17 protein-coding genes are annotated in these 20,093 nt (G+C 72.8%); 13 read left to right on the top strand and 4 right to left on the bottom strand.

Annotated features, from left to right (window positions below; translation table 11 throughout):
- The first annotated feature begins 50 nt into the window (after window positions 1-50).
- The 9 genes from mftD to KHA85_RS03470 all read left to right on the top strand — a co-directional run bounded on the left by mftD (window position 51) and on the right by KHA85_RS03470 (window position 8,773).
- A complete protein-coding gene (gene mftD, locus KHA85_RS03510) occupies window positions 51-1,274 on the top strand; it encodes a pre-mycofactocin synthase MftD (RefSeq protein ID WP_213184826.1) in 1,224 nt (407 codons plus the stop codon).
- 45 nt (window positions 1,275-1,319) lie between these two features.
- Window positions 1,320-2,135, top strand: coding sequence for a mycofactocin-coupled SDR family oxidoreductase (locus KHA85_RS03505; RefSeq protein ID WP_213184825.1), 816 nt, complete (start codon window positions 1,320-1,322; stop codon window positions 2,133-2,135).
- Window positions 2,136-2,141: 6 nt separating this feature from the next.
- The gene (gene mftE / locus KHA85_RS03500) at window positions 2,142-2,867 is read left to right on the top strand and encodes a mycofactocin biosynthesis peptidyl-dipeptidase MftE (RefSeq protein ID WP_213184824.1); all 726 of its coding nucleotides are present in this window, start codon (window positions 2,142-2,144) and stop codon (window positions 2,865-2,867) included.
- On the top strand, window positions 2,864-4,357 hold the full coding sequence (gene mftF / locus KHA85_RS03495) for a mycofactocin biosynthesis glycosyltransferase MftF (RefSeq protein ID WP_213184823.1): 1,494 nt from the start codon (window positions 2,864-2,866) through the stop codon (window positions 4,355-4,357). Before mftE ends, mftF begins: the two co-directional genes overlap by 4 nt.
- A complete protein-coding gene (gene mftG, locus KHA85_RS03490) occupies window positions 4,354-5,649 on the top strand; it encodes a mycofactocin system GMC family oxidoreductase MftG (protein ID WP_213184822.1) in 1,296 nt (431 codons plus the stop codon). Before mftF ends, mftG begins: the two co-directional genes overlap by 4 nt.
- A 57-nt stretch (window positions 5,650-5,706) precedes the next feature.
- Complete coding sequence (locus KHA85_RS03485) at window positions 5,707-6,618, top strand: alpha/beta fold hydrolase (protein ID WP_063971915.1); 912 nt, start codon at window positions 5,707-5,709, stop codon at window positions 6,616-6,618.
- A 194-nt stretch (window positions 6,619-6,812) separates the two neighbouring features.
- Window positions 6,813-7,196: a thioredoxin gene (gene trxA / locus KHA85_RS03480; protein WP_063971916.1), complete on the top strand. Its 384-nt coding sequence runs from the start codon at window positions 6,813-6,815 to the stop codon at window positions 7,194-7,196.
- A 159-nt stretch (window positions 7,197-7,355) separates the two neighbouring features.
- Window positions 7,356-8,294 carry an alcohol dehydrogenase catalytic domain-containing protein gene (locus KHA85_RS03475; RefSeq protein WP_308936846.1) on the top strand — a complete coding sequence of 313 codons (939 nt, stop codon included), beginning with the start codon at window positions 7,356-7,358 and terminating at the stop codon, window positions 8,292-8,294.
- A complete protein-coding gene (locus tag KHA85_RS03470) occupies window positions 8,210-8,773 on the top strand; it encodes a DUF1707 domain-containing protein (RefSeq protein ID WP_236885125.1) in 564 nt (187 codons plus the stop codon). Before KHA85_RS03475 ends, KHA85_RS03470 begins: the two co-directional genes overlap by 85 nt.
- Here the strand turns inward: KHA85_RS03470 and KHA85_RS03465 are convergent.
- The 3 genes from KHA85_RS03465 to KHA85_RS03455 form a co-directional block, all read right to left on the bottom strand.
- Window positions 8,770-9,270, bottom strand: coding sequence for a dihydrofolate reductase (locus KHA85_RS03465; RefSeq protein ID WP_213184821.1), 501 nt, complete (start codon window positions 9,268-9,270; stop codon window positions 8,770-8,772). The two genes, KHA85_RS03470 and KHA85_RS03465, sit on opposite strands and share 4 nt — an antisense overlap.
- 21 nt (window positions 9,271-9,291) lie before the next feature.
- Entirely contained in the window at window positions 9,292-10,092 is an 801-nt protein-coding gene (locus tag KHA85_RS03460; RefSeq protein ID WP_213184820.1) for a thymidylate synthase, read from the bottom strand.
- A 62-nt stretch (window positions 10,093-10,154) separates the two neighbouring features.
- On the bottom strand, window positions 10,155-10,895 hold the full coding sequence (locus KHA85_RS03455) for a 3'(2'),5'-bisphosphate nucleotidase CysQ (protein WP_063971921.1): 741 nt from the start codon (window positions 10,893-10,895) through the stop codon (window positions 10,155-10,157).
- Window positions 10,896-10,991: 96 nt separating this feature from the next.
- On the opposite strand from KHA85_RS03455, the gene KHA85_RS03450 reads away from it, so the two are divergent.
- The 4 genes from KHA85_RS03450 to KHA85_RS03435 all read left to right on the top strand — a co-directional run bounded on the left by KHA85_RS03450 (window position 10,992) and on the right by KHA85_RS03435 (window position 18,323).
- Window positions 10,992-15,674, top strand: a complete 4,683-nt coding sequence (locus tag KHA85_RS03450; RefSeq protein ID WP_213184819.1) for an ATP-dependent helicase — start codon at window positions 10,992-10,994, stop codon at window positions 15,672-15,674.
- A gap of 70 nt (window positions 15,675-15,744) precedes the next feature.
- Window positions 15,745-16,692: a cation diffusion facilitator family transporter gene (locus KHA85_RS03445; RefSeq protein ID WP_213184818.1), complete on the top strand. Its 948-nt coding sequence runs from the start codon at window positions 15,745-15,747 to the stop codon at window positions 16,690-16,692.
- A 3-nt stretch (window positions 16,693-16,695) separates the two neighbouring features.
- Complete coding sequence (locus KHA85_RS03440) at window positions 16,696-17,571, top strand: DNA-formamidopyrimidine glycosylase family protein (RefSeq protein WP_213184817.1); 876 nt, start codon at window positions 16,696-16,698, stop codon at window positions 17,569-17,571.
- A complete protein-coding gene (locus tag KHA85_RS03435; protein ID WP_213184816.1) occupies window positions 17,568-18,323 on the top strand; it encodes an SDR family oxidoreductase in 756 nt (251 codons plus the stop codon). Before KHA85_RS03440 ends, KHA85_RS03435 begins: the two co-directional genes overlap by 4 nt.
- Window positions 18,324-18,372: 49 nt before the next feature.
- Here the strand turns inward: KHA85_RS03435 and KHA85_RS03430 are convergent.
- Window positions 18,373-20,093 (bottom strand): HNH endonuclease signature motif containing protein (locus KHA85_RS03430; RefSeq protein ID WP_213184815.1); only part of this gene is annotated, 1,721 nt, incomplete at its 5' end.

Raw genomic sequence — 20,093 nt, 5'->3', positions numbered from 1 at the left:
CGAGCCGATCCGCGCCCCCCGGACCGAATCCCGTAGGAGGAACCCCCACCGTGTCCCGTCTGTCCAAGATCGCCGAGGCCAACCCCTGGCGGCAGAACCCGTGGTTCGAGTCCGTCGCCGAGGCGCACCGTCGAGCGAAGAAGAAGCTGCCCAAGAGCGTGTACATGGCGCTCGTCGGTGGCAGTGAGGCGGGCGTGACGATCCGCGACAACATGGACGCGTTCTCCGAACTCGAGCCGAAGCCGCACGTCATCGGCGCCAAGCAGGAGCGCGACATGGCCACCACGGTGATGGGTCAGCCCATCAGCCTGCCGGTGATGATCTCGCCCACCGGCGTGCAGGCGGTCACCCCGGACGGGGAGGTCGACGTCGCCCGTGCGGCGGCCGCCCGCGGCACGGCGATGGGCCTGAGCTCGTTCGCCTCCAAGCCGATCGAGGAGGTCATCGCGGCCAACCCGCAGACCTTCTTCCAGGTGTACTGGCTGGGCGGCAAGGAGCAGGTCCTGCGCCGGCTCGAGCGGGCCAAGGCCGCCGGCGCGGCAGGGGTCATCCTCACCACGGACTGGTCGTTCTCGATGGGGCGGGACTGGGGGAGCCCGGCCATCCCGGAGACCCTCGACGCCGGGGCGTTGGTCACCCTGGCGCCGCAGATCGCCGTGCGGCCGCGCTGGGCGGCCGAGTGGGCCCGCGACGTGGTGGTCAACAAGCGCTTCCCGGACCTGACGACCCCGAACCTGGTCGACCGGGGCGAGATGGGGCCCTCCTTCTTCGGCGCCTACGGCGAGTGGATGAACACCCCGCCGGCGACGTGGGAGGACATCGCCTGGGTGGTCGAGAACTACGACGGCCCGGTCATGCTCAAAGGCATCACCCGCATCGACGACGCCAAGCGGGCCGTCGACGCCGGGGTCACGGCGATCTCGGTGTCCAACCACGGCGGCAACAACCTCGACGCGACCCCCGCCTCGATCCGCTGCCTCGCGCCGATCGTCGACGAGGTCGGCGACCAGGTGGAGGTGCTGCTCGACGGCGGTGTCCGCCGCGGCTCGGACGTGGCCAAGGCGCTCGCGCTCGGCGCCCGTGCCGTGATGATCGGCCGCGCCTACCTCTGGGGCCTGGGCGCCAACGGGCAGGCCGGCGTGGAGAACGTCCTCGACATCATGCGCTCCGGTCTGGACTCCAGCCTCATCGGGCTGAGCAAGTCGTCGATCTCCGAACTGAACCGCGACGACTACGTCATCCCCGAGGGCTTCATGCGCCGCCTCGGCGCCTGATCCGCCACCATCCCACGAGAACTCAGAGAACAGGACACCTCCTCCATGGGAGATCTCGACGGCAAGGTCGTCTACATCACCGGCGTGGCCCGCGGCCAGGGACGCAAGCACGCCATCCGCTTCGCGCGCGAGGGCGCCAAGATTATCGGCCTCGACCTGTGCGCGGCGCCGTCCGAGTACGTCAAGTACCGGACCGCCACCGAGGATGACCTGGCCGACACCATCGAGCGCGTCGAAGCCGAGGGCGGGGAGATCTGCGCCGAGATCGGGGACGTGCGGGACCTGGCGTTCCAGCAGGACCTCGTCGCGCGCGGCGTGGAGCGCTTCGGCGGGCGTCTGGACGTGGTGATCGCCAACGCCGGTATCTGCAACTGGGGCAAGGTGTGGGAGCTCGACGAGCAGCAGTGGCAGGACACCATCGACATCAACCTCACCGGGTACTGGAAGACCCTCAGGGCCACGATCCCGCACATGCTCGACGCGGGCAACGGCGGCTCGATCATCCTGGTCAGCTCCGTGGCGGGCCTCAAGGCCATGCCGGTGCAGTCCCCGTACTCGGCCTCGAAGTACGGCGTGGTGGGCCTCGCGCAGACCGCCGCGAAGGAGCTCGGCGAGCACGGCATCCGGGTCAACACGATCCACCCCTACGGCGTGCAGACGCCGATGGGTGCCGAGGACCCCGACGCGCTCGAGGTGTTCAACAACATGCCGCAGTTCATGCCGCACTTCACCCCGATCCTGGGCATGGGCATGGCCAGCACCGACGACATCTCCGACTCGGTGATGTTCCTCGCGTCGGACGCCTCGCGCACCATCACCGCCTCGACCTTCACCGTCGACATGGGCGCGATCAAGGTCTGACCCGACATGACGGGCGCGACCGGCGCGGACGGACGGCCGGGCGGCGGCGTGCTGGCCGTGCTGCCACTCGGGGCCACCGAACAGCACGGTCCGCACCTGCCGCCGGAGACCGACACCCTCCTCGCGGAGGCCGCGGCCCGCGCCGTCGCCGACTCGGCCACCGGCGCCCCGGCCCCCGCGGCGACCGACGTCACCGTCCGCGTGCTCCCCGCCCTGGCCTACGGCTCGAGCGGGGAGCACCAGTCGTTCGCGGGGACCGTCTCCATCGGGACGGCGGCGCTCGCCGAGGTGATTCTCGAGTTCGGTAGATCGGTGTCCACGTGGGCGGACCGGCTGCTCGTGGTCAACGGCCACGGCGGCAACGTCGACGCCCTCCGCCGCGCGGTCCCGCGACTGCGGCACGAGGGCCGCGACGCCGCGTGGCTGTCCTGCCGCACCGCCGAGAACCCCCGTGACACCCACGCCGGGCACACCGAGACCTCGCTCATGCTGCACCTGCACCCACACCTCGTGCGCGTCGACCTCGCGGCCCGCGGGTGCGTCCGGCCGCTGCCGCAGATCCTGCCCGCCATGCGCGACGACGGGGTCGCCGCGGTGAGTCCGTCCGGCGTCCTGGGGGACCCGACCACCGCCACGGCCGCGGACGGCGAGCGGCTGTGGGGCCTGCTGGTGGCCGACGCCCGCGCGCGGCTCGACGGGTGGCGGCCGGGCGACGACGGGATGCTCCGATGACGCCCTCCGGACACCGCGCACCCGCCACCGCCCGGCCGCACGTGTTGCTCGACCGCCGGACCCGGATCCTGCGACGCGGCGGCGTCGTGCGGGTCCTGGGCGGCGACCCGGTCACGCTCATCACGCCCGCGCCGTCGGTGGCGGGCCTCCTGGACGGCGGCCGGACCGTCGCGACGGACACGCCCGCGGGGGCCGCGCTCGCCCGTGCTCTCACCGATCGAGGGATGGCCCATCCCGCCGGCCCGGTGTCCGCGGACCGCTCGCTGGACGGCCTCGCCGTGGTGGTCCCGGTCCGTGACGACGCGGACGGGGTCGACGCCCTCGCGCGGACCCTCGCACCCGAACTCGCGCGGGGCGCCCACCTCGTCGTCGTCGACGACGGCTCCACCCAGCCCGTCACCATCCCGCCCGTCACCACTTCCGTCACCACCCGGCCCGTCACCGTCCTGCGCCACGACCGCTCCCGCGGCCCGGCGGCCGCGCGCAACGCCGGCACGTCCGCGGCGGTCGCTTCCGGCGCCGAGGTGGTGGTGTACCTCGACGCCGACGTCCTCCCGCTGCCGGGCTGGCTCGACATCCTTTTGGCCCGACTCGACGATCCGCTGGTCGCGGCGGTCGCGCCGCGCGTCGTCGCCGCCGAGCCCGGCCGGCTCTGGGTGCGCGGCTACGAGACGGCGCGTTCGGCGCTGGACATGGGGCCCGAGCCGGCGCGGGTGCGGCCGCGCACCCGCGTGGCGTACGTGCCCAGCGCCGCCCTCGCGGTCCGCCCCGACCGGCTGCCCCGGGTCCCCGCCGGAGGGGGCGAGGGGCCGTTCGACGAACGCATGCACGTCGCGGAGGACGTGGACCTGTGCTGGCGCATCGACGACGCCGGGGGCCGGGTCCGCTACGAGCCCGCCGCCCGCGTCGCCCACCGGCACCGCACCGGGCTGCGCGCGCTGCTGACCCGCCGCGCCTACTACGGGCGTGGAGCCGCGCCCCTCGCCGCGCGCCACGGCGCCGACGTCGCGCCCGCCGTCGCCGCGCCGTGGTCGCTGGCCGTGGCGGTTGGGGTATGGAGCGCGAGCCCGCTCGGCACGGTGGTCGCGCTCGGCGCGGTGGCCAGGGCGTGGTGGCGGACGCGCGCGCTGACCGGCGACGGACGCGCGGCCGCCGAGCTCGTCGCCCGCGGCGCCGGGGCCTCGATCAGGCAGCTGCCGGAGGCGTTACTACGCCCGTATGGGCCGGTCACCGCGACCGCGCTGGCGCTCACCGCCGGGTCGCGGGGCCGGATCGCGCGGGCGCTGCGCCGGCGCCTCGCGGTCGCGGCCACCGCGGAGGGGCTGTGGCACTGGTGGAGCGCGCGGGAACCGGGCCGATGGCCGGCCGACGAGCCTGTCGGGCACGCCCTGCTGCACCGCCTGGACGACCTGGCCTACGGCGTGGGGGTCTGGCGCTCGGCGGTGGCAGAGCGTTCCCCGGCCGCCCTACGCCCGGAACTCACGCGATGACCGGCGGTTCGAGCGGCGACGCCGATGTCGTCGTGGTCGGGGCTGGCGCCGCCGGGTGCGTGGTGGCCCGGCGGCTCGCCGACGCCGGCGCGGACGTCCTGCTGCTCGAGGCCGGCACGGCCGCCGCCTCCCCGCGCGCGGGCCTGCTCGACATCGGCCCCGACTCCCGCGTGGTCGCGCGCCACCCCGCCACGCTCGGGGACGCGGCCCTGGAGCTGCCCCGCGGCCGGACGCTCGGCGGGTCGGGCGCGGTGAACGGGGGGTACTGCGCGCCGGCCCGGCCGGCGGATCTCGAGGCGTGGGGACCGGACTGGCCCCGGCGCTACGCGGTGGGGATGGCGCGCGCGGCCGAGCGTCTGTGCCCCCGCCTGGCGCCGATGGGGCCGGTCGCCTCGTGGGTCGCCGCCGCGTTCCCCGGCCGCGTGTCGGCCGTCCCGCAGGCGCGCAGCGGGGGGCGGAGGGTGACGGCGTCCGACGCGTGGGACCCCGCCGGCGCGGGCGTACGGGTGCGCACCGGCGCCGCCGTGCGCGAGCTGTCGTGGGCTGGCGGGGCCGTCGGGGGAGCGGGGGACGCCCGGCGGTGTGTGGGCGTGGTCCTCGACGACGACGAGGAGATCACCACCGGCCAGGTGGTGCTGTGTGCGGGGACGATCGGGACGACCGTTCTCCTCCTGGGCTCCGGCATCGACCGGGCCGGCGGGTGCCCCGTCGGCCACGAGGTGCAGGAGCATCCCGAGCTGTTGCTGGACGTTCCCGCGGACCTGGCCGCCGGGGCTGACGCCGGGCCCGACGCGGCCGGCGGGCTGCCGCCCCTGCTCTCCCACGTGGTGCGGCTCGCCCTCCCTGTGCGGGAGCGCGGGTGGGTGCCGGAGATCGAGGTGCGCCCCTACGCGGTCCCGATGCACCGCGTGATCCCCGGCCTCGGCGAGGTGCCGCACCGTGTCGGGGTGGCACTGATGAACCCCGTCGGACGGGGGCGGGTGCACGCCGACGGGAGCGTGGACCTCCCGGACGACCCGCGCGACGCGACGGCGCTGGCCGAGGCGACGGCGTTCGTGGCGGAACGCCTGGGCATCGACGGCGCCGTCATCCGCTCGACCTCCCACCACCTGTCGGGCGCGGCGCGGATCGGGGAGGTGTGCGACGACTCCGGTCGGGTGCTCGGGGTGGAGGGAGTGCGGGTGGCCGACGCATCGGTCCTGCCGTCGCTTCCGCGATGCGGTCCGTATTACACCGTCCTGGCGGTGGCCGAAGACCTCGCCGCGCGGATGGTCGCCGAGCGGGCGTGGTAGAACACAGATAGAACACGTTCCGCCGAGAGGGTGGGCGACGGCCCGGGAGGCACGCACATGCCGAGTACTGAGACCACCGTCGAGCCACAGCAGTTCGCGGTCGAGCGCGAGGACGGCGTCCGACTGGTCGGGGAGGTCTGGGAACCGCACGGACCGGACGGCCGGCCCACCGAGCCCGTCGACGAGATCCTCATGCTCCACGGCGGTGCGCAGACCCGCCACGCCTGGAGCCGGGCCTCCCGCCGCCTGGCCGCCGAGGGCTACCGCGTCACCGCGATGGATGCGCGCGGGCATGGCGACAGCGACTGGGACCCGGAGGGTGACTACGACATCCATCGCCTCGCCGCCGATCTCGAGGCGATCGTCGCAGAGCGGTTCCCCGAGCGGCGTCCGGTCGTCGTCGGCGCGTCACTCGGCGGGATGACCGCGATGCTCTCGCTGGGCACCGGAAAGGACGTCGCCCGCGCGCTCGTCCTGGTCGACGTCACCCCCAGGCTGGAGGCCAAGGGCGTCGAGAGGGTGGGGGAGTTCATGCGCTCCGGGTTCAACGGGTTCGCGAGCCTCGAGGAGGCCGCGGACGCGATCGCCGCCTACCAGCCCCACCGCAAGCGGCCCCCGAACCCCGAGGGGCTGCGCAAGAACCTGCGGCTGCGCGAGGACGGGCGGTGGCACTGGCACTGGGACCCCCGCTTCGCCGGCAACGCCTCGGCCGACAACACCGAGATCGGCAACGCCTTCTTCGAGGAGCTCGTCCCGAAGATCACGCAGCCCACCCTGCTCATCCGCGGGTCGGCCTCGGACATCGTCAGCGACGAGTCCGTGCAGCATCTGCTCGAACTGCTCCCGCACGCCCACACCACCGAGGTCGCCGACGCCGGTCACATGGTCGCCGGCGACGACAACGCCGTGTTCCTCGACCAGCTCGAGTGGTTCCTGGCCGAGGTGCTCGACTCGCCGCCCCTCCGCTGAGTCGCGGGCGGACCGCGACGCGGGGGTGTCCGAGGAATAACCCCACTCCGTGTACGTTGCCCTGGGTGAGCGGCCGTCGATACCCAGACGGGTATCGGTGGCCGGGGAATCTCGTCGTCGGCCCACGCGATCCGTAGGCTGGCGACGAGCAGACGGGTCGAGAGTCGCCCCGTACGCGCAAGGAGGGCATTCGTATGAGCACCGTCGACATCACGACCGCCGAGTTCGAGAAGACCGTCACCGAGAACGACATCGTCCTGGTGGACTTCTGGGCCGAGTGGTGTGGCCCGTGCAAGGCCTTCGGCCCGGTCTACGAGAAGGTCTCGGGCAAGAACCCCGAGGTGACCTTCGCCAAGGTCGACACCGACGCCGAGCAGCAGCTCGGCGCGATGCTGCAGATCCAGTCGATCCCGACGCTCATGGCGTTCCGTGAGGGCATCGCCGTGTTCCGTCACTCGGGTGCGATCCCGGAGCAGGCCCTGGACGACCTGGTCGAGCAGATCAAGGGACTCGACATGGACGAGGTCCGCAAGGCCGTCGAGGAGGCGCAGGCCCAGCAGGGCGACGCGCAGGTCTGAGACCCCGCACGGACCCGGGACCCCGGATCCGCACCGCGCTCCCCCCGGGGCGAGAACACGTTCTTGTAGCCACCCCACAGATGTCAGTACCGGGGTTAGTGTGACGAGAACACGTTCCAGTGACGGGGGTGACCACCGTCGCGCCCGGAGGGAGTCGCAGTGAAGACCAAGGCCGTAATCGCCCGTGAGATCGGTAAGCCGTTCGAGATCGTCGAGGCCGAGCTCGACGGGCCCCACTTCGGTGAGGTGCTGGTCAAGTGGAAGGTCGCCGGCCTGTGCCACTCGGACCTGCACATGCGGACCGGGGACCTGCCCGGTCGGCTCCCGATCGTCCTGGGGCACGAGGGCGCGGGCGTGGTCGAGGCCGTCGGTGAGGGTGTCACCCACGTCCAGCCCGGTGACCACGTGGTGGGCTCGTTCATCCCCGCGTGCGGCAAGTGCCCGGCGTGTGCCCGTGGCATGTCCAACCTCTGTGATGGCGGCCTGAACGGCACCTTCGGCGTCATGGCCGACGGCCGGTACCCCTTCGCCCTGGACAATGGCGAGACCGCCGGCGCCATGTGCACGCTCGGAACGTTCTCGCAGTACACCGTCGCCAACATGAACTCGGTGGTCAAGATCCAGGACTGGATCCCCTTCGAGGTCGCCGCGCTCGTCGGCTGCGGTGTCACCACGGGGTGGGGCTCGGCGGTCTACTCCGCCGACGTCAAGGCCGGCGACACCGTCGTGGTCTTCGGCATCGGTGGCATCGGCATCAACGCGATCCAGGGCGCCAGGCACGCCGGCGCCCGCTTCATCCTCGCGATCGACACCGACGAGACCAAGCTCGCCAAGGCCAAGGAGTTCGGTGCGACCCACGTCTACACGGACGTCGAGCAGGCCAAGGCCGAGCTGCCCGGGATGACCTGGGGCCTCTTGGCGGAGAAGGCCATTATCACGATCGGCGTGGCCGACGCCAAGGTCACCGCCGACATGGATCCGGAGCAGGACAACGACCCCAGAGCACTGGCCCGATGGTGGGGCGCGGTGAGCTCTCGCTCGCCGAGTTCTCCGACCGTGCAGCCAAGATCTGGGCGGCCACCTGCCCCGCCGAACTAGAGGTCGCCCTGAGCGGACTGCCCGCCGATCCCGACCCGGCCGCCCCAGCCGCCGCGCACCGCGCGGGCCCGCCCGCCTCCCGACCCGGCGCCGCCATCGCCGTGGACGAGGGCCAGAAGACCACCTCGATCTTCGACACCCTCAAGCGCGAGGGGCGGTGGATGTTACCGGACGACTACCGGCTCACCTCGTGGATGGGGGAGATCTACCTCGACGCCCGCGAGGCCGTCGTCGACCGCCCCCGCACGCACCTCCAGCTGGACCTGTGGGCCGCCAACGCCCGGGTGCTGCTCCCGCCGGGCGTCTCGGTCACGATCACCGGGAACCGGAGGATGACCGATCTCAAGATCGACGAGGGACGCTACGAGGTCCACGGCGGCCCGCACCGCGACATCGAGATCAACGGCTTCATGGCCACCGCCAAGATCAAGATCCTCGCCGCGGGGGAGAAGATCCCCAAGACCTGGAAGTGGTTCTAGCGCTCCCGGCGACGCCACACGGTATGCCGGTGCCGCACCTCGTCGTCGTACCCGTCGACGCGGCTCCGCGGATCGGTGATCCACTCGCCGACCTCCACCCGCTCCCACGCCGCGTCCAACGTGGGCGCCAGCACGGTCCCGGGCGCGTCGGCGTCGATCTCGGTCACCAGGCACTCGTCGGCCGCGGGCAGCGCGGCGGCGTAGACCTGACCGCCGCCCATCACGACCGCGTCGCGACCCGCCGAGGCCAACGCGGCGTCCACTGACCCGGCGCGCTCGGCGCCGTCGGCCGCCCACCCGGCGTCCCGCGTGCACACGATGTTGCGGCGCCCCGGCAGGGGGCGGAACCGCTCCGGCAGGGAGTCCCACGTCGCGCGGCCCATCACCACGGGACGTCCGACGGTGGCCTGCTTGAAGAAGGCCAGGTCCTCGGGGATATGCCACGGCATGTCCCGGCCGTCACCGATCACCCCGCCGCGGGCCTGTGCCCACACCATCCGCACCGCCACGGCGCCGGCTCAGACCGCGACCGGGGCCTTGATGCCCGGGTGGTGCTCGTAGCCGACGACCTCGAAGTCCTCGAACCGGTAGTCGAAGATCGACTCCGCCTTCCGCAGTCGTAGCTCCGGGTACGGGTACGGCTCACGCTCCAGCTGGGTGCGCACCTGCTCGACGTGGTTGTCGTAGATGTGGCAGTCCCCGCCGGTCCAGACGAACTCGCCCACCTCGAGGCCCACCTGCTGCGCGACCATGTGCGTGAGGAGGGAGTACGAGGCGATATTGAACGGCACGCCCAGGAAGAGGTCGGCGCTGCGCTGGTAGAGCTGGCAGCTGAGTTTCCCGTCGGCCACGTAGAACTGGAACAGCAGGTGACACGGCGGCAGCGCCATCTGCGAGAGGTCGCTGACGTTCCACGCGCTGACGATGTTGCGCCGCGAGTTCGGGTCCGTACGCAGCAGGTCCACGGCCGCCGCGATCTGGTCGATGTGCCGGCCGTCCGGGGTGGGCCACGACCGCCACTGGACGCCGTAGACCGGGCCGAGCTCGCCGGCCTCGTCCGCCCACTCGTCCCAGATGCTCACGCCGTGGTCCTGCAGCCACCGCACATTCGAGTCGCCGCGCAGGAACCACAGCAACTCGTAGGCGACCGACTTGAAGTGGACCCGCTTGGTCGTGAGGAGGGGGAAGCCGCGGGACAGGTCGTAGCGCAGCTGGTGGCCGAACAGGCTCCGCGTGCCCGTTCCCGTGCGATCCGCCTTCGGGGTGCCCTCTTCCAGGACGAGCCGGAGCAGATCCTCGTACGGGGTGGGGACGGTCATGAGGCGGAGTCTACTGAAATTCCGGGGGCCGACCCACTCTGCTCACGTCGACCCACTGGAGCTCACACCGACCAGCCCGCCGTGGCGGCCAGCACCTTCTCCGTGAGATCCGGTCGACACACGAGGATGTCCGGGGAATGGGCGTCGGACTTGTTGAACTCGATCGGCGAGCCGTCGGGCCGGGACGCGTGCAACCCGGACGCCAGCGCCACCGCGACCGGAGCGGCCTGGTCCCACTCGTACTGACCGCCGGCGTGGAGATAGACATCGGCGTCGCCGAGCAGCACCGAGAGCATCTTGGCCCCGGCGGAGCCCATCGGACGCACGCGCAGCCCGAGCTCACCGGCGATCTCGTGCACGCCGGCCGGCGGGTTGTTGCGGCTGATCACCATCGTGCCGGAGGGCGGCCCGTCGACGTGGTCGACCTGATCCGACCGGAACACCCGGCCCGAGTCGGGCAGACCCACCGAGGCGAGGGCGGGCCGGCCGTCCACCACGAGCGCCACGTGCACCGACCAGTCCGAGCGGCCGGTCGAGAACTCCTTGGTCCCGTCGATCACGTCGATGATCCACACGCGCGACTTGTCCAGGCGACTCAGGTCGTCGGTGACGCCCTCCGACAGGGTGCCGTCGTCCGGCCGGTGCACCGCGAGCACCTCGTCGGTCCAGTTCTGGGCGACCTCGTTGGCGACCCGCGCGAGCGACCGCCCGTGCAGCAACCCGCCGGCTCGGGTACCCCGGACGATGTCCCCGATGCCCGTGGCGAGGTGGTAGGCCAGGTCGTGGTCGCTGAGTTCGCGCATGCCCTCACTCTACGGAGCAGGCGGCGCGCGGCGGCCTGTGTCGTCGGCCGCCCTGTCGTGGGGCGTCCTGTCGTAGGCGTAGGCCATCATGAGTTCATGCCCGCCGCCCTGGACCGGTTCCACCCGGCCACCGCCTCCTGGTTCCGTGGTGCGTTCGACGCGCCCACCGCCGCCCAGGAGGGCGCGTGGACCGCGCTCGCCGGCGGATCGCACACCCTGGTCGTGGCGCCCACCGGTTCGGGCAAGACCCTGTCGGCGTTCCTCGCCGCACTCGACGGTCTGTTGCTCGGCGACCGGGACGGCGCGCCGGACCCCGGCCCGGGCACCCGTGTTCTCTACATCTCGCCGCTCAAGGCCCTCGCGGTGGACGTCGAGCGCAACCTGCGCGCGCCGCTCGCGGGGATCGCACGCGAGGCCGCGTCGATAGGGGTGCCGACGCCGGACGTCACCGTCGGGATCCGCACCGGTGACACCCCGCCAGACGAGCGTCGCCGCCAGCGCGCCCGGCCGCCGCACATCCTCGTGACCACCCCGGAGTCGCTGTTCCTGCTCCTCACCTCCGCCGCGCGGGAGACCCTCGCCACGGTGGACACAGTCATTATCGACGAGATCCACGCGGTCGCCGGCAGCAAGCGGGGGGCGCATCTAGCACTCAGTCTCGAGCGGCTCGACGAGCTGCTCGATACACCCGCGCAGCGCGTGGGGCTGTCGGCGACGGTGCGGCCGCACAGCGAGGTCGCCCGCTTCCTCGCGGGGGAGCGGCCCACCACGATCGTGGCGCCCGGGTCGGACAAGGGCTTCGAGCTGTCGGTTCGCGTGCCGGTGGAGGACATGGCGGACCTGTCCTCCTCGGCCCCGGAGGTCACCGCGCCGCCCGGCACCCCGGGGCAGGGCTCCATCTGGCCGCATGTGGAGCGTCAGGTCGTGGACCTCGTGACCGCCCACCGTTCGACCATCGTGTTCGTCAACTCCCGGCGCCTGGCCGAGCGGCTCACCGCACGGCTCAACGAGATCTACGCCGAGGACACCGACCCCGGGTCGCTCCCCGAGCCCCCCGCCCGGCCGCCCGCGCAGCTCATGGTGCCGTCGGAGGTCTCGCGCGGGGCGCCGCCGGAACTGGCCATGGCCCACCACGGGTCGGTGTCCAAGGAACGCCGGGCGATCATCGAGGACGCACTCAAATCGGGCCGGCTCCGCGCGGTGGTGGCGACCTCCTCGCTCGAGCTGGGTATCGACATGGGAGCGGTGGATCTGGTCGTGCAGGTCGAGTCCCCGCCGTCGGTGGCATCGGGGCTGCAGCGCGTGGGCCGCGCGGGACACCAGGTCGGCGAGGTGTCGCGGGCCGTGGTGTACCCCAAGCACCGCGCGGACCTCGTGCACAGCGCGGTGACGGTCGAGCGGATGCTCGCGGGCGCGATCGAGGAACTCACGGTGATCGCCAACCCGCTCGACGTGCTGGCGCAGCAGACCGTGGCCGCGTGCGCGCTCGAGCCCATCGACGTGGAGGAGTGGTTCTCGGCCGTCCGGCGCACCGCCCCGTACGCCGGGCTGCCGCGATCGGCGTTCGAGGCCACCCTCGACATGCTCGCCGGCAAGTACCCGTCCGCGGACTTCGCGGAGCTCAAGCCGCGCCTGGTGTGGGACCGCGACGCCGGCACCCTCACCGGCCGGCCCGGCGCCCAGCGACTGGCCGTCACCTCCGGCGGCACGATCCCGGACCGCGGCCTGTTCGGCGTGTTCATGGTGGGGGAGAAGGCCACCCGCGTCGGCGAGCTCGACGAGGAGATGGTCTACGAATCGCGGGTCGGCGACGTGTTCGCCCTGGGCGCGTCGAGTTGGCGCGTCGAGGAGATCACCCATGACCGCGTGCTGGTCTCTCCCGCGCCCGGCGGTTCCGGACGGCTGCCGTTCTGGCTGGGCGACGACCAGGGCCGGCCCGCCGAACTCGGCCGCGCCCTCGGCGGGTTCCTTCGCGAGGTGTCGGCCGGGTCGGAGGCGGAGGTCACCGCGCGCCTGGACGCGGCCGGCCTCGACACCTATGCCGCCGCCAACCTGCGGCGGTATCTGGCCGATCAGCGCGAGGCGACCGGCCACGTGCCCAGCGACACGACCCTGGTCGTGGAGCGGTTCCGCGACGAGGTGGGGGACTGGCGGATCGTGCTGCACTCGCCGTTCGGCGCGCGGGTGCACTGGCCGTGGGCGGAGGCGGTACGCGCCCGGCTGGCCGCCGCGCACGGCTTCGACGCGGTGCCGGTGGTGTCCGACGACGGCATCATCCTCCGGGTCCCCGATACGGGTGACGACGGCGAGGGGGGCGCGCGCCCGGGAGCCGAGACGTTCGCGATCGGTGCGGAGGAGGCGGTCGATCTGGTGACCCGGCACGTGGGCGGGTCGGCGCTGTTCGCCTCACGCTTCCGCGAGTGTTCCGCGCGCGCCCTGCTGTTCCCCCGGCTGGATCCGGGCCGGCGGGCCCCGCTGTGGCAGCAGCGTCAGAAATCCGCGCAGCTGCTCGACGTCGCGCGGAGATATCCGGACTTCCCGATGATCCTCGAGGCGGTGCGCGAGTGCCTCCAGGACGTCTACGACGTGCCCGCACTCGAGCGGCTGCTGGGAGAGATCGAGTCGCGCACAGTGCGGATCGTCGAGGTGGACACGCCCGGCGCCTCGCCGTTCGCGCAGTCGCTGCTCTTCGACTACGTCGGCGCCTTCCTCTACGAGGGTGACTCGCCGCTCGCCGAGAAGCGGGCCGCCGCCCTGAGCATCGATCCCGGCCTGCTCGGTCAGCTGCTGGGCCGCGTCGAGCTGCGCGAACTGCTCGACGTAGAGGTCCTCGACTCGATCGAGCGACGCCTGCAGCACCTCGAGCCCGAGCGCGCGGCGCGCGACGCCGAGGCGGTGGTCGACCTGCTCCGGCTGCTCGGTCCGCTCACCGTCGACGAGATCACCGCACGGTCCGCCGATCCCGACGCGGTCCCGGGCTGGCTCGACGAGTTGGCCCGGACGTGGCGGATCGTGCCGGTGGAGCACTCCGGCCGCAGCTGGTGGGCCGGGGTCGAGGACGTGGCCCGGCTCCGCGACGGCCTCGGCGTCCCGCCTCCGCCCGGCGTGCCGTCGGCCTTCCTCGGCGACGTCGACGACCCGCTGGGTGAGCTGATCCGCCGCTACGCGCGCACCCACGGGCCCTTCTCGATCGAGGCGGTCGCCGAGCGATTCGGACTCGGCGTGGCGGTCGTACGCGGCGTACTCGACCGGCTGACCTCCTCCGGCACGCTGCTGGCCGGCGAGTTCCGCCCCGGTGCGACGGGGCCCGAGTGGAGCGACGCCGAGGTGCTGCGCCACATCCGCCGCCGATCGCTGGCGGCGCTGCGCTCGCAGATCGAACCGGTGTCCCACTCCGCGCTGGGCCGCTTCCTGCCCGGGTGGCAGAGCCTGGGCTCGGGCGCCGAATCCGGCGTCGACGGGTTGCTCGCGGTGATCGAGCAACTCGACGGGCTCGCGCTTCCCGCCTCCGCCCTGGAACCGCTCGTCCTGGCGCCCCGGGTGAGCGACTACTCCCCGGCGATGCTCGACGAACTCCTGGCCGGGGGAGAGGTCATCTGGAGCGGGCGCGGACGTGCCGGAGCCCGCGACGGCTGGGTCTCCCTGCACCCGGCCGATTCCGCCGGCGCCACCCTGCCCCTGGAGCGACCGCAGCCGGAGGGGCCGGTCCACCTCGCCGTCGTCGACTCCCTGCGCTACGGAGCCCTGTTCTTCCGCGACATCGTCACCGCGGTCAAGAACGCACTCACCGACCCCGCCCCCTCCGACCCCGCGCCCGCCGTCACCGAGGCCGCGGTGCGCGACGCCCTCTGGGACCTCGTGTGGGACGGGGTCGTCACCAACGACACGCTCGCACCGCTGCGCGCGGTGCTCGCCGGCGGCGGCTCCTCGGGGTCGGGGACCGCGCACCGGTCGCCTCGCGCCTCCGCCCGCCCACGTCGCGCCAGGTTCGGCCGCACCGCGATGGCGCAGCTCAACGGCGCGGTCGCGGCGGGGACGAGGACGCCACCCGTGCTGGCGGGCCGCTGGTCCCTGGTCCCGGAGCCGATCACCGACGCCACGCTGCGGGCGCACGCCTGGGCCGAGACCCTCCTGCTGCGCCACGGCGTCGTCACCCGGGGCGCGGTCGAGGCCGAGGAGATCCCCGGCGGGTTCGCCGCCGTGTACAAGGTGTTGGCGCAGATGGAGGATTCGGGCCGCTGTCGCCGTGGGTACTTCGTCGACGGCCTCGGCGCAGCGCAGTTCGCGGCCGGCAACACGATCGACCGCCTGCGCACGTTCGACGACACCGCCGACGACGCCCACTGGCCCTCCGGCACCGACGAACCCTCCGTCCGGGTCCTCGCCGCCACCGATCCCGCCAACCCCTACGGCGCCGCGCTGCCCTGGCCGGCCGCCGCGCCCACCGGTGGCGGCGCGGCGGGCGGAGGCGACGCGGCAGGCGTGGGCGGTTCGGGTCACCGGCCCGGCCGGAAGGCCGGCGCTCTCGTGGTGTTGGTCGACGGGATCTGCGTGCTGTTCGTCGAACGGGGCGGGCGCACCGTCCTCGTCTTTGACGACCGCACCGGAGCGGTGCCTCTCGCCGCCGGTGCGCTCGTCGACGCCGTCCGCTCGGGAGCGGTCGGCCCGTTGACCGTCACCACGCTCGGCGGAGAGCCCGTGCACGGCTCGCCGCACGCCGCCGCGTTCGAGGCCGCCGGTTTCGGTATCACGCCCAAGGGACTGCGAATCCGACGCTGACGCCCTTGAGGCCCCACGCCCGATTAGTTAGAATATGCGCATTGGTGCATATATGGGAGGGGGTCGTCGGATGGGAGTCGGTCACGCGCACGGCACGCGCGGCGGTCACGGCCCGGGGCACACCCACGCCCGTCCCGCCGGACATGCCGGTGGACGCCACCGCGCCAGGCTGGCGATCGCGTTCGCGCTGACGGCGGCGTTCTTCGTCGTCGAACTGGTCGCCGGCCTGCTCTCCGGCTCCCTCGCCCTGCTCTCTGACGCCGGCCACATGGGGGCCGACGTCGTCGCGCTCGGCGCGGCTTTTCTCGCGACGATCATCGCCACCCGCCCCGACTCCACCGGCCAGCGGACGTTCGGCCGCTACCGCGTGGAGATCTTCGCCTCCGGCCTCGCCGTGCTCATCATGCTCGGCATGGGCGTGTACGTCCTGGTCGAGGCGCTCGGCCGGTTCGGCTCCGATGCGCCCGTCGCCACCGGGACGATGCTCCTCGTCGGCGTGCTCGGCCTGGTCGTCAACGTCATCTCCCTCCTGCTGCTCCGTAGCGGATCCGACGAGAGCCTCGCGGTACGCGGCGCCTACCTCGAGGTCCTCGCCGACGCCGCCGGGTCGGTCGGGGTGATCGCGGCCGCGCTGCTGATACGCACCACCGGGTCGACGGTCTGGGACCTCGTGGTGGCCGTGGCGATCGCCGTGTTCATCGTGGTCCGCGCGGTGGCGCTCGGCCGGCAGGTGCTCGCCGTCCTGGCCCAGCACGCCCCGGCCGGTGTCGAGCCCGCGGCGGTCGAGGCCCAGCTCGGCGACCTGCGCGACGTGAAGGAGGTGCACGACCTCCATCTCTGGACCCTCACGTCCGGGATGGACGTGGGGACCGTCCACCTGGTCGTCGCCCCGGACGCGGACCACGCCGAGGTGCTCGACGACGCCCGCCGTGTCCTGTTCGACGAGCACGGGATCGAGCACGTCACCGTGCAGATCGAGACCGCCGGCGTCGGCGGCTGCCGCGAACTGGGGTGGTGAGGCGTGCCCGAGGGAGACACGGTCCACCGCGCGGCCACGCGGGTCGACGCCGCGCTCGCCGGTCGGACCCTCGACCGGGCCGAACTCCGGGTGCCGAGGTTCGCGGCGGTCGACCTGCGAGGTAGGACCGTGGAGGCGGCCCGGTCGCGGGGCAAGCACCTCTTCGTCGACATCGGACCCGACGACCAGGGGCGTGACCCGGTCACCCTCCACCTCCACCTCAAGATGGAGGGCCGGGTCCTCGTGCTCCGCGCCGGGGAGCGGTGGCGGTTTGCCGCGCATACCGCCCGCCTCGTGCTGCGCGCGGGCGACGTCGAGGTGGTGGGCACCGAACTCGGGTTCCTGCGCGCCCTGTCGCCTGCCGAAGCCGACGAGGCCGTCGAGCACCTCGGGCCCGACCTCCTCGGTGCCGACTGGGATCCGGTGGCCAGCGTCGCCGAGGTCGTGCGACGCATCGAGGAACGGCCCACCCGCACTATCGGCGAGGCGCTCCTCGACCAGCGCAACCTCGCGGGCATCGGCACCGTCTACCGCGCCGAGTTGTGCTTCGTGCGGGGAGTGGACCCGCGCGATCCCGTCGAGACGGTCCGGGATCTCCCGGCGATGGTGAGGCTCGCGCGCAAGATGTTGGTGGCCAACGCCGACCGTGTCGTCCGGGTGACCACGGGCGAGACCCGGCGCGGCCGCGAGCTGTGGGTGTACGGCCGCGACGGCAAGCCGTGCCGACGGTGTGGGACCGAGGTGGAGACCTTCCGCCTCGGCGGCCTCGCGAACCCCGACGAGCCGAGCGATTCGCTCGATCGCATCGCGTACCGTTGCCCGTCCTGCCAGCCGCGACGTGCCACACTGGGCGCATCGCCAACGGAGGAGAACTCGTGACCGACCGCAAGACGATCCTGATCACCGGCGCCAGTTCCGGACTCGGCGAGGGTATGGCCCGCCGCTGGGCGGCGCAGGGGAAGAACCTGGCACTGTGCGCGCGGCGTCTCGACCGCCTCGAGGAGCTCCGCGCCGAGTTGGTGGCCGCCAATCCGTCGATCACCGTCGCCGTTCGCGAGCTCGACGTGGCCGACGCGGATGCGGTGGAGCGGGTCTTCGGCGAGCTGGACGCGGAGCTCGGCGGGATCGACCGGTTCGTGCTCAATGCCGGTCTGGGCAAGGGCGCCTCGATCGGCACGGGCAAGGCGCACGCCAATCGCGAGACCGCGATGGTGAACGTGATCGGCACTCTCAACCAGGCCGAGGCGGCGACGCAGCTGCTGCTCGCTCGCGGCGAGGGGCACCTCGTGTTCATCTCGTCGGTGAGCTCGCTGCGCGGGATGCCCAAGGCGCAGAACACGTACGGCGCCACCAAGGCGTTCGTCTCGGCCCTGGCGCAGGGGATGTACGCCGAGCTCGACAGCGCCGGCAGCCGCATCAAGGTGACGGACATCCTGCCCGGTTACATCCGGACGGACATCAACCGATCGGTGAAGACGGCGCTGATGACGGAGTTCGACGAAGGCGTCGATGCGCTGGTCAAGACGATCGATGCGGAGCCTGTCCGCGCGCTCGTCCCGGCCAAGCCGTGGAAGGCGATCGGCCCGCTGCTCACGCTGCTTCCGGAGAAGGTCAGCCGCCGCTTCGTCTGAGGTCGCCAGGTCGCAGCGGCATCACCTCGGGCTCGCACTTCCTCCCGCCTCAGAAGGGTGGTGGTGGTTGGAGGAGTTCGTCGAGGTGCTCGTGAAGGGCGTGGAGGATGGCTTTTTCCAGGGCGCTGTCGGTGGGTTTGTTGCGTTGCCACCAGCGGCTGGCCGCGGCGGGGGTCACCCTTCCTCGAGGGGCCGGGGCCGAGTGCGGGGCGGCGTCGGTCTCGGCAGGCGCCGCGGCGGGCGAGCTGCCCGCGGTCTCGTCCGCGGCCTCAGGTGGCGGCGAGGTCGCGGCGCGGGCCTCGGCGGCGTTGCGGGCGCGTTCGCGGGCCAGGCGTTGCGCGCGGCGGGCGAAGTAGGTCGCCTCGTCCAGGACCCCGGCCCCGTAAACGGGGCTGGGGTTGCGGCGCTGCTGACGCGCCCAGGCCTCGGCCTCGTCGCGTTGTTGCTCGCGCCGATGCTGGGCCAGCGGCCCGTCGGGGCGGGTGAGCATGACGGTGCCGTCGGGGGTGGTCACGATCAGGGTGCCGTCGGGCTCCAACTTGTAGGTCCAGTCGGAGAAGGTTTTGAACCGGTGATGGCGCCGGCACTGGGCCACCAGATTCGCCTCCACCGTCTGGCCACCGGCGGCGGGGTCGGCATGGTTGAACGGCACCACATGATCCAGGTCACAATCGTCGGCGGGGATCGTGCACCCGGGGTGGCGGCAGGTGCCGTCGCGGAGCCGGACCCGGCGCGCCAACTCGGCACCGGGCCGGTATCTCAGGGCGGCGTCGGTGTCGTCGGCGGCGCCGATGCGGGGATCGACCTGCTCGAAGGTGGCCCCATCCGAGGTGGCGAGCATTTCCATCAGGGTCTGCAGGGCGGCTTCGCCGGTGCGGGTGAACTCCACCCGCGCGCCGTGCTCGTCACGGCCGTTGTCGCCGGTGGCGATGACGGTGACCTTCGGCCGCAACACCGGCGCCTGACCGGTGCCGCCGGTGGCGGGCGCGCCCGCAGCGCCGTTAGCGTCGTCGGTGGCGGTGTCGGTGTCGGGGTTGGTGGGGGTGTCGCCGCAGATCAGGGACATCAGGGCGTCGGCGCGGCGTTCTGCTTTGGAGTAGTGCGGCTCCGGCTCGGGCTCGTCCGGGTCGGTATCGGGATCGGCGGCCCGCGCGGCAGCAGCCGCGGCGGCGGCGTCGGCGGCGTCCTGGTCGGCGACCCGCTGGTCGAGGGCTTCGGCCAACACGGCGGCTTCCTCGGTTGCCAGCAGGGCGGAGACGCTGGACATGCCGTCGACGCCCTTGCCGATGCGTACGCCGCGGGTGCGGCTGGCGTCTTCTTTGCGTAGCCGGATGGCGTCGGGGTCGTGGCGGCCGATGACGGCGTCGATCTCATCGCGCAGGGCCTTGTCGCCCAGACGGATCCCGGCGGCGACACCGTTGAGGTAGTCCTCGACGACCTGACGTTGGACCTGATCCAACACGTCCCCGCGGACGGTGGCCATCTGCCGGGCCAGCAGTTCGGCGACGCGTTGTTCCATCAGCCCGGCGGCCATGGCCTCCAGGATGGCCGGGTAGCGGGTGTGCAGTTCCCAGGAGAAGGACAGCATCTTCTCCGCGCGCCTGGCGGAGATGGACATCGCCGCCACCACATACCCGGCCGCGGCGACGAGGCCGTCAACAACGGCGTGGCCGGGGCGGGCCTCGTGGCTGCCGTCGACGCCGTGCCCGTACTCGCGCCAACACTCCTGCAGCAGCGCGTAACAGGCCACCAGACGCTGCGCCGCCGCGC

This window comes from Dietzia massiliensis, assembly GCF_018390595.1.
Taxonomy (GTDB): Bacteria; Actinomycetota; Actinomycetes; order Mycobacteriales; family Mycobacteriaceae; genus Dietzia; species Dietzia massiliensis.
Note: the sequence above shows the minus strand (reverse complement) of the source record. Positions and strands in the feature narration are given on the sequence as shown.